The following is a 13,832-nucleotide window of genomic DNA, read 5'->3' on the forward strand; positions in this document are numbered from 1 at the left end:
AGCCGCGCGCGAGTCGCCGCGGTGCGGCTCACCGGGCCTTCTCGATCAGATGTGGCCGAGAGAGGACCTCGACGTGGCTGGTTTCGTCGTGGACACCTGCTGTAATCACCTGGTGCCTCGACGTGACGATGCTCTTGATGGTGGGCGGGCGGTGCCGCGGACCGCCCAGGTCGGTCTGCGAGTCTCGACCGGGCGGCGACGGCGGTGTTTCGGGTCGCTGGTCTCGGCGGGTTTGTGCCGGGAGCTGTCGGCGGCGGGCCCGGGCACGTTCGGGGAGCTGGACACCACGACCGGGCACCTGCTCGGTGCCGGACGGTCCCGGCGTGGCCCCAGGCAGTCCCCCCATCACGGCACCGCATCAGGGGTCCCCTGGCCGGCCGCGGCCCGCCCCACCAACACATGGGGAGTCGCTCGCCCACCACAGCGTCACGGTGAACACGTCCTGACCGTAATCCGGCAGGGCTCCGGACGCACTGTCACCCCAGCCCCTCGCATCCCCGGGAGTTCATGTTGAGAACGAAGATCGCGATCGTCGCCGCCGTCGTGGCGGCGATGGCGCCGCTCACCGCCGCGCGCGCCGCGAGCCCCGTGAGCGTCGCGACCACCACGCACCAGGCCGCCGCCGACCCGACCCGTACGCCGGCCTCCCCGTCGTACACGGTCAGCCTGACCGGCAACGCCACGGGCGGCACCTGGACCGGGCACGAGTCGGTGAGCTTCACCAACGCCGCCGCCACGCCGCTGACCGAGGTCTACCTGCGGCTGTGGGACAACTACCACGGGAGCTGCCCGTCCACACCGGTCACGGTGACGAACGTGACCGGCGGCACGGCCGGCGCGCTGGAGGTCGGCTGCACGGCCCTGAAGATCACGCTGCCCGCGCCGCTCGCCCAGGGCGCGTCGGGGACGGTGGGCTTCGACCTGAGCATCGTCGTGCCGAGCGGCGCCGACCGGTTCGGCCACGACGGGTCGTACTACTTCCTCGGCAACGCGCTGCCGGTCCTGGCGGTGCGCGACGCGTCGGGCTGGCACCTGGACCCGTACACGAACAACGGCGAGTCCTTCTACTCGCTCGCGAGCGACTGGACCGTCACGCTCGACCATCCGACCTCGCTGAAGGTCCCGGCGACGGGCACCTCCACGGACCGGGCCGGCACGTCGGGACGTACGGTGACGACCGCCACCGCGGCGAAGGTACGTGACTTCGCGTGGGCGGCCGGGCCGTTCGCGGTGACGTCGGGCACCTCACCGGGCGGCGTGAAGGTCAACGTGTACCGGGTGAGCGGCATCTCCTCCACCTCGGCCACGTCGATGCTGAACACGGCCACGGCGGCGCTGGACGCGCACGCTCAGCGGTTCGGCGCCTACCCGTACGGCGAGGCCGACGTCGTCCTGGACAACAACTTCTGGTTCGGCGGCATGGAGTACCCCGGGTTCGTGCTGGACCTGGTCAGCTCCACGGCACTGGCGCACGAGCTGGCGCACCAGTGGTGGTACGGCATCGTGGGCGACGACGAGTACAACAGCCCCTGGCTGGATGAGTCCTTCGCCGACTACGCCACCGACCTGTACCAGGGCAACACCGGCAACGGCTGCTGGAACAGCGTGTCCTGGGCGTCGTCGGCCGAGAAGATCACCAACTCGATGGCGTACTGGGACGCCCACTCCGGCCGGTACTCCACGGTCGTGTACGGCTACGGCAGGTGCGCGCTGCACGACCTGAGCCGGGTGCTCGGCACCACGGCCATGACCAAGCTGACCCACGACTACGCCCAGTCGCACTGGTACGGCGTCTCGACGACCGCCGAGTTCAAGGCGGCGGCGCAGTCCCTGACCACGACCGACCTGACGTCGTTCTGGACGCAGCACCGCATCGACGGCTGACCGGAGCGGTCCGCGGCGCGGCTCCCCGTCACGGCGGCGGGGAGCCGCTCCCTATGATCCCTGCAATGGATTTCGAGGGACTGATCAGCGACCTCGCGTCGCCGGACGAGGCGATCTGGAGGCCGGCCCGGAGCACCTTCAAGGAGCTCGGGACGCCGGGGTTCCCGCGTTGATGGCGGAGCTCCTCGATGAGGAGTCGCCGCTCGACTGGGCCCAGGCGGGCTTCCTGTTGAGAGAGCTGGGCGACGCGGCGTTCTGCGCGATACGTGACGCGGTCGCCGCCGACCTGCCGAAAGAGCCGGCCCGTAGGGCCCGCTGGACGTTCGGCGGCTTCTTCGGCGAGTACTGGGAACGTCTCCTGGAGTCCCTGGAACATCCCTCGGCCGACGTATGGGAGTGCGCGGCCCTGTGCCTGCAGAGAATGGGCGCGGAGGCGCTGCCGGCGACCGGCGCGCTGATCCGGCTGTTCGGCGACCCGGACCCGGACGTACAGCAGCGGGCGATCTGGGCCCTGGAGGAGCTGGGGCCCGGGACGCTGGACGCGCTGCGGGAGGTGCGGAGGTCCGGCCCGGGCGCGTATCGCGCCAACGCCTTCAGCGCGATCATGAACATCGGCGGGCCGGCGGCCCTGTCGGGCAAGGACCAGGAGCTCTGGCGGCGCCACCTCGGCGCGAAGGCCGTCGCCGACCGTCCCCAGGAGATCTGGGAGAACAGCTGCGTCACCGTGCCCGGCGGCGACCAGCAGGCCATCCTGGAGATCCTGGACTTCTCCGACGCCAGTCCGATGTACTTCGACCTGGGGCTGGCCGTCGCGAGCGGATCGTGGTGGACGGTGCCGAAGGTCGAGCACGAGGAGCGCGCCGAGGCGTTCGTGACGCCGGAGGTGGACGGCTGGACGCTCGTCGTCAGCGGTTGGTGCTACCCGGCGTGGGACGACGAGTGGTATGCCCGGACGCGCGACGCCCTGCGGCGGCTGAGCGACCGGTTCGGCGTCGCGTGGGGATTCGCCGGGCGCGGCTACGGCGGCACGGCCGCGTGGGCCTGCGCCAAGAACGGCGAGATCATCTGGGAGCGAGAGGTCACCCAGAACGACGACTGGGGCGACGCCGACCCGACCAAGGGCATCGACACGGACGAGCCGCTCGGCATCGACCCCACGAAGCTGAGCGACAAGACACCCATGCGCGGCGCGGGCCTGCGCGCGCTGACCCCGTACGGCCGCGACGCCCCGCGCCGGGTGCCCGGGTAGCGGTCAGGCGGACGGCTTCTCGCCGGCGGGCCGGGGAGCGTCCGTGCTCTCCCCCGGTGCGGGCTCGCGGCGGCCGGAGACGGCGAAGGCCAGGCCGGAGACGAGCAGGACGATGCCGAGGGTGCCGCCGCCGTACGGCAGCCAGGTCCTGACCAGCGCGATCTTGTCGGCCTCGCTACCGGACAGGTCGACGAGATCCTGCTGGCTCTTCGGGACCATCTTCAGGTCCAGGTCGGCGACGGTGAGCCGGTCGACGCCGTCGCTCGTGCGCAGCGTCTGGGTGACCTTCTGCTCCTGGTTGACCGGGGCGCCCGTGCGCGGGTCGACCCAGACCGTGGTGGTCGCCTGGTAGACGCGGTTCACCGCGACCGCGTCGTTCTTCTTGTCGTAGCCGGGCAGTCGCGCGACCTGCTTGGCCAGCAGTCCGAGGAGCGAGGCGGGCACGCCGGGCTTGATCGAGTCGGTGATGGTCGGCGGAATCTGCTGTACGAAGCGGTAGGTCGTGATGCCGTGGACCTTTTCCTCACCCTCGTAGGTCATCGGCCATGTGCGCTTCGTAGTGATATCGAAATAGGGATAGGTTTTCCGCTTTACGCCAATAGGCCAGAACAGGCCGACGCCCGACTGGCGAACGCCCGAGTCGCTGTTCACCGCGGCTCCCCGGCCGTTCCGCATCTCGGCGGTGCGGCGGTCGAACACGGCGCGCTGGGACTGCGTCTCGATCTTCGCGTTGCCGGCCGGGTCCTCGATGGAGGTGAAGGAGTCCCAGACGGCGATCTTGCCGTCACCAGCGCGGACGTCGCCGCGGGTGGTGTTGGTCGCGGTGACGGTGGCGCCCTTCTGGATCCGCCATTTGGAGGTGTCCAGATACGTGGCGTTGTCGGCGCGGAGCGTGGTCTTCTCGTACACGTTGAGCGGCGCGGCGACGACCTGCCGCGCGACGTAGAAGCGCACCAGCGGGGCGAGTGCGAGAAAGAACGCTCCGGCCCCGATGAGGATCAAGCCCACCTTGCGACGCACCGCGCACCTCCAAGGGGAAATTGCCTGAATCATAGGGGAATGCGGCATTTGTCGGCAGACGGGCCGCCCTTCGTGACGATCATGTTACCTACGCGTAGGCTTACCCTTTTCGTCCCCGGAGGTGGTCCGTGACAGCTCCCGCACCGTCCGCGTCCGGCGTGCGCGCGACCGGCCGTCCCGGGCCGGAGGAGCACTACGACGCGCTGGACGGCGTGCGCGCGGTCGCGGCGTTCGGGGTGCTCGTGCTGCACATCGGGGCCGACACCGGCGGCACGCTCAGGCACGACGCCGGGGCGTGGCTGCTGTCCGGCGGCGCGATCGCTGTGACGATCTTCTTCACGCTCTCCGGCCTGCTGCTCTACCGCCCGTGGGCGGTGCGGTCGCTCGACGTGGCCACGGACCGCGGAGTGAGCGTCGGCGGGTACTACCGGCGCCGGGCGCTGCGCATCCTGCCCGCGTACTGGACGCTCGTCCTGTACGTGATGATCGTCTACCTGGGCGCCCACCTCGGCGACGTGTGGACCTGGCTGCGGCTGCTGACGCTCACCTACACCTACGCCCCGCATCCGTGGTGGGGCAACGGCCTCGGGCCGGAGGGCCTGTGGCAGATCTGGAGCCTCACCGTCGAGGTCGCCTGGTACGCCCTGCTGCCGGTGACCGCCGCCGTCCTCGGGTGGTACGCCCGGCTCCGCGAGCGCGGCGCGCCGGACGCCGGCCGGCGGGCCCGGCGCCTGCTGTGGGCGATCGCCGCCTACGCCGCGCTGTCGCTCATTTACTCGGTCCTCATGTTCCACCCGGCCTACCGGCCGCTGCTCGGCGCCTGGCTGCCGCGCTACTTCGCGTGGTTCGCGATCGGCATGGCCCTGGCGGTCGTGTCGGTACGGGCCCGCACCGGGTCGGCCCGCGCGGCGCGGTTCGCGCGCACCGTCGCGCGGTCGTGGGGCACGTGCTGGCTCATCGCCGCGGTGCTGTACGGCATCGCCGCGTCACCGCTCACCGGGCCGGCCGACCTCACCTCCATCGACACCGTCTGGACGTCGGAGTTCCGTCTCCTGCTGTACGGGCTGGTCGCCGTCTTCGCCGTGGGCCCGGTCGCCCTCGCCCCGGCCGGCGATCCCGTCATGCGCGCCGTTCTCGGCAACCGCGTCATGCGCTTCCTCGGCCGCGTCTCCTACGGCGTCTTCCTCTGGCAGGTGCCCGTCCTGATCGGCTGGAGCGAGCTCGTCGGGCACACTCCCTTCACCGGCCACTTCGTCACCGAGTTCCCCGTGGTCGCCCTGCTGACCGTCGCGGTCGCGACGGTCTCCTTCTATTTCATCGAGCGGCCGATCCTCCGGCTCGCCTCGCGGCGGTGGCGCGCCGCTCCGGTCGGGAGCACCGCTGAGCCCGACGGCCAGGCGGGCGACGACGGCCAGGCACAGTAGCCGGGGCAGCAGCTCGGCGAACACCTCCGCGTGCGGGCCGTCCATCCGTGCCCCGGCCAGCGCGACCACGCTCGCGGCGAACAGCGCTCCGCCCGCCGCCCACGGAGACAGCGGCCAGGCCCGCCACCGCCGGGGCGTCCACACGAACGCCGCCGCCGCGCCCGCCGCCACGCACACGCCCACGACCCCTCCGGACCACAGGCCGATCGCCGCGGAGACCAGCACCGCCGCCGCCTCACCCGCGCGCCCGCCCACTCGGCGCCGGGCCACGACCGTACGGGGCGTGAGCCGGATCGGCCACAGCGCGGCGACGAGGAGCAGCGGCAACAGCCCGATCCCGGAGAACAGGGCCGCCCGGTAGACCCGGTCCGGCCCGTACGTGAGCCGGACGGTGCCGGCCGTGCCCTGCGGGACGATCCACGCCTGCCGCCAGCCGTCGAGCCGTACGGGGCGCAGCGTCCGCCCGCCGACCGTCGCCCGCCAGCCCGCGTTGTAGTTCTCGTCGACGGTCAGGTACGACTCCTCCTCGGCGTCGACCTCCACGGTGCGGGCCTGGGAGGTCCACCGCGTGACCCGCACGTACGACTGCCGTGCGGGCGGTACCGAGGCGATGCCGGCCGCCGGGTCCACGACCGCGGAGTCGATGCGGAAGGAGTCGAAGGCGGCCGGGTCCAGGGTGTTCGCGCCGGCCCTGAGCCGCACGGTGCGGCACGCGGTGAAGCGCAGGGGCCGCCCGGCGAGCACGTCGGCGAAACCGCCGCTCGCACGCGTCGGCACGGTCCTCCCGTTCACCCGGAGCTTCGGCCCGAGTCCGCACCGCAGTGACAGGTTCGCCGCCGGCAGCCGCCGCAGGTTCGGCACGTGCGGGATGACGATGTCGGTGACCTGCGGCGTCTCCCCCGGGAACCGCAGGGTCAGGCGCGCCGTGCGCATCGGGGCGATGGTCAGCACGCCGTCGGCGCCGATCACGCCCTCCCGCCACTGGCCGCGGTCGCCCTCGACGCGCACCGTCAGCAGGCCGCTCGCGCCCGGCGGACGTCTGATCGTGATCTTCCGCACCACGGTCGCGCGCCGCCACCTCAGGGCCAGCGCCGGGTCGGTGTCGCCGTCGGCCGGGATCCAGGTGGTGGCCGGGTCGCCGTCGAAGGCCGAGCGCGCCATCCCGGCGGGTTCGTTCGTGGCCGCGGAACTGGCCGCGACCGTGACGCGGGGATCGGTGCTCATGTACCGCTGGATCAGCGCGGTGTCGGTGAGCGCCGCGGTGCCGGTCAGCCGCGCCCTGGCCGCCGCCGGCGCGGTGAAGGTCCGGTCGAAGGCGAAGCCCTCCTCGTCCTGCCGCTGCAACTGCGGCGAGCAGACCCAGCGGATCGGTCCCGGCATGCAGGCGGGCACCCGACCCGGGGCTCGGGTCATGACGGCCGTGCCGCCGCCGGTCACCGCGGGCAGCCGGTACTGGCGGAGCGCCTGGACGCCGTCGACGTGCAGCTCGGACAGGCCGACGCGCGCCCCGGACGGCACGAGCGGCTGCTCGGCGAGCGCCAGGACGCGGACGCGCAGCCACGTCGTCGGGCCGGGCGCGACCGCCAGCGGCTGGGCGGCCGAGGTGCGCGCGACGTTCTGCTCGACCCGGCCGCTCTGCGTCAGGATCTCGATCCGGCTGGGCGGCGGTCCGAGCCAGGAGTCCTGGCTGAACGCCGCCGTCACGTTCTTCGGCGTCACCGACCGGCCGAAGTCGACCTTGAGCCACTGCCCGACCGGGCCGTTCCAGCCGCCGGTCTCCCACCGGGTCCAGGGGTTGCCGTCGATCGCGGCGTACGGCAGGGCGCCCGGGTCGTCGATCTGGGCGATCGAGTCGATGTCGGAGGCGGAGGAGGACGCGGTGACGTCCTTGATTCCGGTGTACGTGGCGACCGTCGAGTAGCGGTCCCAGGCGTTCTCCATGAAGTCGCGCTCGTCGCCCGGCCGGCCCGGTCTCTCGTCCGCGGTCATGGTCGGGGAGGTCTGCCCGCGCAGCTCACCGAAGTTGCGCTGGACGCGGCGCAGCGAGTCGGACACGGCCGTACGTCCCGGCGCCCCCGGGCCGTCGTCGTCCAGCAGGACGGGCCGCCCGTCCAGCAGCCCGTTGTCGGCCAGGGTCAGCATGGCCTCCGGCGAACCGTACAGCCGCAGCGCCTGGTCGACACCCGTCATGCCGACGACGCCGTCCGCGTCCGCGACCTCGAAGACCTCCACGGCCGGGTACGGCTGGTCGACCGTGTTCACCGCGTCGCCGGGCAGGGTCGTGCCCGCGGCGCCACCGAACGACGCGACGCGGCTGATGCCCGGCGAGGAGTACAGCGCCTCGTGGACGCGGGCGGGCCACGCTCCGCGCAGGTCGTCACGCTTGAGGTCATTGCGCACCAGGACGTACCGGACGCCCATGCGGCCGAGCACCTCGGTGAGCCCGGCCGAGCCCTGGCCGCTGGTGAGCCGCTGGTCGATCGCGTCCATCAGACGGGTCAGCCCGGCCGAGCCGGCCGGCACGATCTGCCGCTCGGCCCACCGGGCGGTCATCAGCGGCTCGGTGACCTCATCGAGCGGCCGTCCCCACAGGTACTCGGCGAAGCGCGAGCCGGGGACCGTGATCACGCCCTGGTTCCCGGCGTGGGCGTTGAGCCAGGACGTGGCCTGACGCCAGTACGGCGGCACGGACGTGAAGTCGCCGCTGACGGACAGGCCGGTGCCGAGCGCGGACACGCCGACCCCGGCGAGCGCGACGAGTGCCGCCGCCACGGGCCGGGTCCGGCGTCTCTCTCCGCCGAGCGGCGTCAGCAGGTGGACGAGGCCCAGGGCGAGCGGCAGCCGGACCAGGCCGTCGAACTTGTACAGGTTGCGGAGCGGCGACAGCGGCCCGTCGATCCACTGCCGGACCTCGCCCGCGAACGGCCCGGCGTGGCCGGAGACGATGACGGTGACACCGAGCAGCAGCGTGACCAGCAGGAACGTGCGCTCCGGCAGCCCGCGCCGCGAAAGGCCGGCGACGCCGAGCGCGGCCACCGCGGCCGTGGCGAGGACGGGCAGGGTCCGGCTCAGGAACAGGTGGCCGAGCGGCAGCCACGGGCTCCCATCGACCAGGAGCATGTTCGTCCACCGTTCGGTGCCGCGCAGGATGTCGGCCAGGCTCGTGGACGAGGTCGTGGTGACGGCCTTCTCGGTGTAGGTCAGCCAGGAGAAGGCGTACCGGCCGAGCAGGACCAGCGGCACGGACCACCACGCGGTGGCGCACACGACCGCCGCCGCCCACCACGCGAGGAGCCGGACCCGCGCGGTGCCGCGCGGCCGGGTGAGCACGAACAGCGCGGGCACGACCACGACGGCGAGGACGGCCGTGGCGTTGATGCCGCCGCAGCACGCGACCGCCAGTCCCGACCGCGCCGCCGCCCGGATCCGGCCGCCGTCGCGGCGGGTGGCGGTGGCCAGCGGCACGATGATCCAGGGCAGCATCGCCAGGGGCAGGTACTCCGAGGAGTTGATGCCCATCACGGCCAGCGCGTGCGGGCTCAGCGCGTACGCCATCGCGCCCGCGAGCCGGGCGCCCGGCGAGCCGATGCCGAGCCGTTCGGCGAGTCGCCGCGTGCCGAGGAACGCCGCGCACAGCAGCAGTGCGAGCCAGAATCGCTGGACGATCCAGGCCGGCAGGCCGATCAGGTGTCCGAGCACGTAGAACGGCCCCATCGGGAACAGGTAGCCGGCCGCCTGGTTCTGCAGCTGCCCGAACTGCTCGACGTCCCACAGGTGCAGCGCCCGGCCCAGGAACCGCGCCGGGTCGATGGGCAGGTCGATCTTGGTGTCCGGGATGATCTTTCCGGGCCGCGTGGCCGTGGCGAGAAGGCACAGGCAGGCGCAGCACAGCAGGACGCGCAGCCGCTCGCGCAGCACCGGATCCGGCTCGCCGGCCTCCTCCCGTGACGGCCGCTCCGCGACCGCCGTCTGCGTCACCGCGGCCATCCACCGGCCCGTCCGAGCAGCCGCTCGAGCTCGGTGGCCGTACGGACCGGCTCCGCCTCGCACCGCTCCAGCACCTCGTCGCGGACCGGCCCCTCCACGACCCGCTCCCCGTCCGCGTCGCGGACCACGATCGCCTCCGGCCGGGCGCTGTGCGCGGTGCCGCGGCGGACCGCGGCGTCGACCAGCGCGGCCATCCGCGCGGCGCTGCGCGCCCAGTCGAACCGGCCGGCCCAGTCGCGGCAGGCGGCGGCCGTCTCCCGGCGCCGCCGCGGGTCGGCCAGCTCTTTCAGGGCGCGCTCGACCGTGTCCTCGACGTCCTCCCCGGCGGGCACGAGCCAGCCGGTCAGGCCGTCGCGGACCGCGTCGCGCAGGCCGTCCACGTCGTAGGCCACGGTCGGCACGCCGAGCGCCGCCGCCTCGGTGACGCTGAGGCCCCAGCCCTCGCCGCGCGACGTGCTCAGGTGCAGGCGGGAGCGGCCGACCAGCGCGTTCTTCTCGGCCTCGGGCAGGTAGCCGTGCAGGGTCACCAGGTCGCCGAGGCCGCGCGCGGCCACGTCCGCCCGCAGCCGGTCCTCATCGGGTCCGCGGCCGACGATGTGCACCGGCGTCTGGAGGCGTTCGGCCAGGTCGAGGAGGCGGCCGAGCCGCTTATGCGGCACGAGCCGGCTGACGCACACCAGCCCGGCGCCGTCTCCGGGCGCGGGCGGCGACGCGGGCGGGACGACGCCGTTCGGCACGACGTACACCGGGCCGGTCCAGCCGAGGCGCTCCCGCATGGCCGTGACCGTGGACGGGGAGACGGCGACGCAGGCGTGACGCCGGTACGCGCGGCGGGCCACCGGGCCCTCCAGGAACCGCCCCACGCGGGCCGGCCCGGCGGGAAAGTGCATGCCGAACTGCTCGTCGTGCACGTGGTGGACCACGCAGAACACCGGCACGCCGCGCGGCAGCACCCACGGGGTGAAGAACGGGATGCCGTTCTGGCAGTCGAGCACGGCGTCCCAGGACCGGCGCCGCGCCAGCATCCACGCGAGCACCAGCGGGTAGATGGTGAACCGGCCGCCGAGGCGTACGATCCGGACGCCGTCGACCGTCTCCCGGCGGCGCTGCCCGCGCGCCCGGCCGGTCACGTAGTCGACCCGCCTGCCGTCCGCGGCGAACCGCCGGGCCAGCTCCCAGGCGTAGCGTTCGGCGCCGCCCGCCGCCGGGTGCCACGGATCGCGCCAGTTCACGACCGCGACACTGTTCCGGTTCTTCGCCCGTCTCATCCGGCCCGGAGTTCGTCGGCGATCGGGACCAGTGGCGGCGCGGCCACCGGCCGGTGTGCCGCCGCGCGGACGTGGAGCAGGTCCCGCAGGCAGCCGGCCGCGTGCCGGGTGATCGAGAACGTCGATCCGGGCATGTCGCGCCAGGTCACCGGGATCTCGGTGATGGCGGCGCCGCGCCGGCGGCAGTGCACCAGCAGCTCGACGTCGAAGGCGAACCCGGCCGTGCGCAGCTCCGCGGCGGCGGCCCGGGCCAGCGGCCCGGCGAAGAACTTGAAGCCGCACTGGGTGTCGGTGACGCCGCCGGTGAGGTCGCGGCAGAGCCGGTTGAAGGTGAGGGCGCCGACGCGGCGAAGCGGGCGGCCGTAGATCTCCACGTCCGACTCCGGATGGCGACGGGACCCGATGATCACCTCGGTGCCGGAGCGGAGCATGGCAAGCACGTCCGGGAGGACGTCCAGGCCGGTGGCCATGTCGGCGTCGCAGAAGCCGACGTACGGCGCGGTCGTGGCGAGCAGCCCGGCCCGTACCGCCGCGCCCTTGCCGGGCCGGGGGCAGCGCAGCAGGCGCACCGGCACCGGCCCGGACCATCGCCGGGCGATCTCGGCGGTGGCGTCGGTGCTGGCGCTGTCCACGACGGTGATGGTGGCGGGCACGGGGAGCTCGGAGAGGGCGCCGGACAGGGTCGCCAGGCCATGGGCGAGCCGCGCCGCCTCGTTCCTCGCCGGGATGACGACGTCCAGCGCTCCCTCAGTGGGCCGGCGACGCGGACCCACCGGTCACCGCGTGCCGTAGTTGTACAGCGGCTTGGCGACCGGATCCTTCTCGGACGTCGTGACGACCCGCACGACGCCGAAAGAGGTCAGCAGGGCGAGGACGGCTCCGGCGAGCACGGCGGCGGCGATCCGCATCATGACTCCTTCGGAATTGATCGTTTTTCGAGGTTACTAGTCGGTACTCGCCCGGACCAGATAAATGTCGCAAACGTAATAAACCACGCAATGTAGACCGGCAATCGCGGTACGTGGGACGAATCCTCCGGGGCTGCGCCCGGGAGGCGGTACAGCGTGAGGCCCGGGCCCGCGACGAGGCGTTCGGCGCCGGCGAGCCGGCCGTCCGGCGCTCCGGCGTCGACGGCGACGTACTTCACGCCGTGCGCGGCCAGCGGCGCGGTCAGCGGGTCGCCGGAGCGCACGAGGGCGTCGAGCTCGCGGGCGCGCGGCTCCTCGGCGGCCAGGCCGAGGTCCCGCCCGCCGGACACGGCGACGCTCACGCCGTCGTCGACGATCACCCGGGCGGGCAGGTACCGCGGCAGCGGGTCCAGCACGCGCCGCCCGCCGTTCCACGGGTAGCTCCGGTAGGCCGCCCAGGGCAGTACGAGCACGTCGCCGGGGTCGGCGGCCACCGCCGTACGGGCCCGCGCCCAGTCCGCCGGGTAGTGCACCGCGTGGAGCCGCCCGCCGGCGCCCCAGGCCAGTCCGGGCAGCAGGAGCAGCGGGACCAGCAGCGCGGGCGCCGTCCAGCCGGGCAGTCGGGCGGTGGCCCGGCCCGCCCCGGCGGCGACCAGCACCGCCAGCGGCGCGACGTACTGCTGGCCGTCCCGCAGGAACGCGAAGCCCGGCCACAGCCCGATCGCGCCGCGCAGCACGCCGGGCACGACCGCGCCGAGCGCCGCGAGGGCGAACCCCAGCACGGCGGCCGCGGCGAGCCCGGGAATCCGCCGGCCACGGGCGTACGCCACGATCGCGACGACCACCACGAGGAGCCAGATCGCCGCCGTGAGCCCGCCGCCGTAGCCGCCCGGCACGGTCTCGGCGTTCCAGGCGCCGCCGAGCAGCAGCAGGCTGCCGAGCGTGCCGAACGGCGTGTCGGCGCGCGCGGCGAAGGCGGCCACACCCGCCGGGTCGGCCGGCGCGCTCGACGCGCGCAGCAGGCTCGGCACGAGCCACGGCAGCGCGAGCAGGAGCAGGATCACCGCCGTGGCGAGAACCGGCCGGACGCCCCGGCGGCGCGCCACCGCGACGACGAGCGCGACCAGGCCGGACACGGCCAGCGCCGCGAAGCCGCCGATCGCGGCCGGGAGCAGCGCGAGCGCCAGCCGCCGGTGATCCCCGCGCGCCGCCGCCGTCACGACGAGCGGAAGCGCCGCGTAGCCGAGCAGGAGCGCCCACTGGCCGAGCAGGAGGCGCTCGGCGACGTAGGGGTTCCAGGCGTAGACGACACCGGCGGCGAGCCGGGGCAGGAGCCGGTCGCCGGGCACCAGCGTGGACGCGGACGCGCCCGCCAGCACGAAGATCGCCAGCAGGATCGCCTTCTGCACCGCGTCCGCCGGCGCGAGATGGGACAGCGCGGCCACGACGGCGTCGCTGGGCACGTGCCGCGGCAGCATGCCCGTCAGCCCGAACGTCGCCTCGGACAGGGCCGGCCGCGGCACGAAGACCATGTCGTAGGCGAGCACGAACCCCGGGGCGAGCGCGGGCCCCAGCGCCAGCGCGCCGAGCAGGAGCCCGGCGCCGGCCGCGACCGCCGTGTGCCGGCTCAGCCGCCGACCTGAGCCTGGAACTGGGCGACGAGGTCGAGGAACACCCAGACGTCACCGATGTCGTAGGTCTCCGGGGCCTCGGTGCCGCCGACGAACGGGTACGGGGTGGCGATGTAGACCTGGTCCGGGCCGAGGGAGCCGAGGCGGTCGCGGATCTCCTGGACGTGGTCGGGGCGCAGGACGTATTCCGCGAAGCCCGGCTCGCGCAGGATCGTGTTCGCGAACTCCGTCGTATCCGCGAACTCCCCGTAGCTCTTGGCCGCCGACCGGTACGGGTGCAGCACGCCGTGCTCGCCGGTGTCGCGGCCTGCCATGAAGACGTGGCCCAGATCCGAGTAACCGACGACGATGTCGAACTGCTCGAAATGCGGCGCCCAGGCCGGCGCGGCCTCAGCCATGGGGAGGGGGTCGATGAGCCGGAAACATTCGTTACTCACCCGGCCATCCAAACACGCGAGTGC

Annotated in this window: 9 protein-coding genes and 1 pseudogene; 3 read left to right on the top strand and 7 right to left on the bottom strand. The window is 73.6% G+C overall.

Annotated features, from left to right (window positions below; translation table 11 throughout):
• Positions 1-507 precede the first annotated feature (507 nt).
• Positions 508-1,884, top strand: coding sequence for a M1 family metallopeptidase (locus ACQEV1_RS46875; RefSeq protein ID WP_433403957.1), 1,377 nt, complete (start codon positions 508-510; stop codon positions 1,882-1,884).
• A gap of 172 nt (positions 1,885-2,056) precedes the next feature.
• Entirely contained in the window at positions 2,057-3,133 is a 1,077-nt protein-coding gene (locus ACQEV1_RS46880) for a HEAT repeat domain-containing protein (protein ID WP_433403959.1), read from the top strand.
• A 3-nt stretch (positions 3,134-3,136) separates the two neighbouring features.
• On the opposite strand, the gene ACQEV1_RS46885 is transcribed toward ACQEV1_RS46880, so the two are convergent.
• Entirely contained in the window at positions 3,137-4,153 is a 1,017-nt protein-coding gene (locus ACQEV1_RS46885) for a DUF3068 domain-containing protein (RefSeq protein ID WP_433403962.1), read from the bottom strand.
• A 128-nt stretch (positions 4,154-4,281) separates the two neighbouring features.
• On the opposite strand from ACQEV1_RS46885, the gene ACQEV1_RS46890 reads away from it, so the two are divergent.
• Positions 4,282-5,577, top strand: coding sequence for an acyltransferase family protein (locus ACQEV1_RS46890; RefSeq protein ID WP_433403965.1), 1,296 nt, complete (start codon positions 4,282-4,284; stop codon positions 5,575-5,577).
• A 1,983-nt stretch (positions 5,578-7,560) separates the two neighbouring features.
• Here the strand turns inward: ACQEV1_RS46890 and ACQEV1_RS46895 are convergent.
• The 6 genes and pseudogenes from ACQEV1_RS46895 to ACQEV1_RS46920 form a co-directional block, all read right to left on the bottom strand.
• A pseudogene (locus tag ACQEV1_RS46895) lies at positions 7,561-9,564 on the bottom strand (alpha-(1->3)-arabinofuranosyltransferase domain-containing protein); the annotation flags it as partial.
• Entirely contained in the window at positions 9,552-10,796 is a 1,245-nt protein-coding gene (locus ACQEV1_RS46900; protein WP_433403967.1) for a glycosyltransferase family 4 protein, read from the bottom strand. The pseudogene ACQEV1_RS46895 and the gene ACQEV1_RS46900, both read right to left, overlap by 13 nt.
• A gap of 32 nt (positions 10,797-10,828) precedes the next feature.
• Positions 10,829-11,605: a glycosyltransferase gene (locus ACQEV1_RS46905; protein ID WP_433403970.1), complete on the bottom strand. Its 777-nt coding sequence runs from the start codon at positions 11,603-11,605 to the stop codon at positions 10,829-10,831.
• Positions 11,606-11,608: 3 nt separating this feature from the next.
• Positions 11,609-11,740, bottom strand: a complete 132-nt coding sequence (locus ACQEV1_RS46910) for a hypothetical protein (RefSeq protein WP_285583051.1) — start codon at positions 11,738-11,740, stop codon at positions 11,609-11,611.
• A complete protein-coding gene (locus tag ACQEV1_RS46915; RefSeq protein WP_433403972.1) occupies positions 11,740-13,287 on the bottom strand; it encodes a hypothetical protein in 1,548 nt (515 codons plus the stop codon). The genes ACQEV1_RS46910 and ACQEV1_RS46915 overlap by 1 nt, the downstream gene beginning before the upstream one ends.
• An 80-nt stretch (positions 13,288-13,367) precedes the next feature.
• Entirely contained in the window at positions 13,368-13,769 is a 402-nt protein-coding gene (locus ACQEV1_RS46920) for a T6SS immunity protein Tdi1 domain-containing protein (protein WP_285635571.1), read from the bottom strand.
• Positions 13,770-13,832 lie beyond the last annotated feature (63 nt).

The sequence above is a fragment of the Actinoallomurus sp. CA-142502 genome (genome assembly GCF_050936355.1).
GTDB lineage: Bacteria > Actinomycetota > Actinomycetes > Streptosporangiales > Streptosporangiaceae > Actinoallomurus > Actinoallomurus iriomotensis.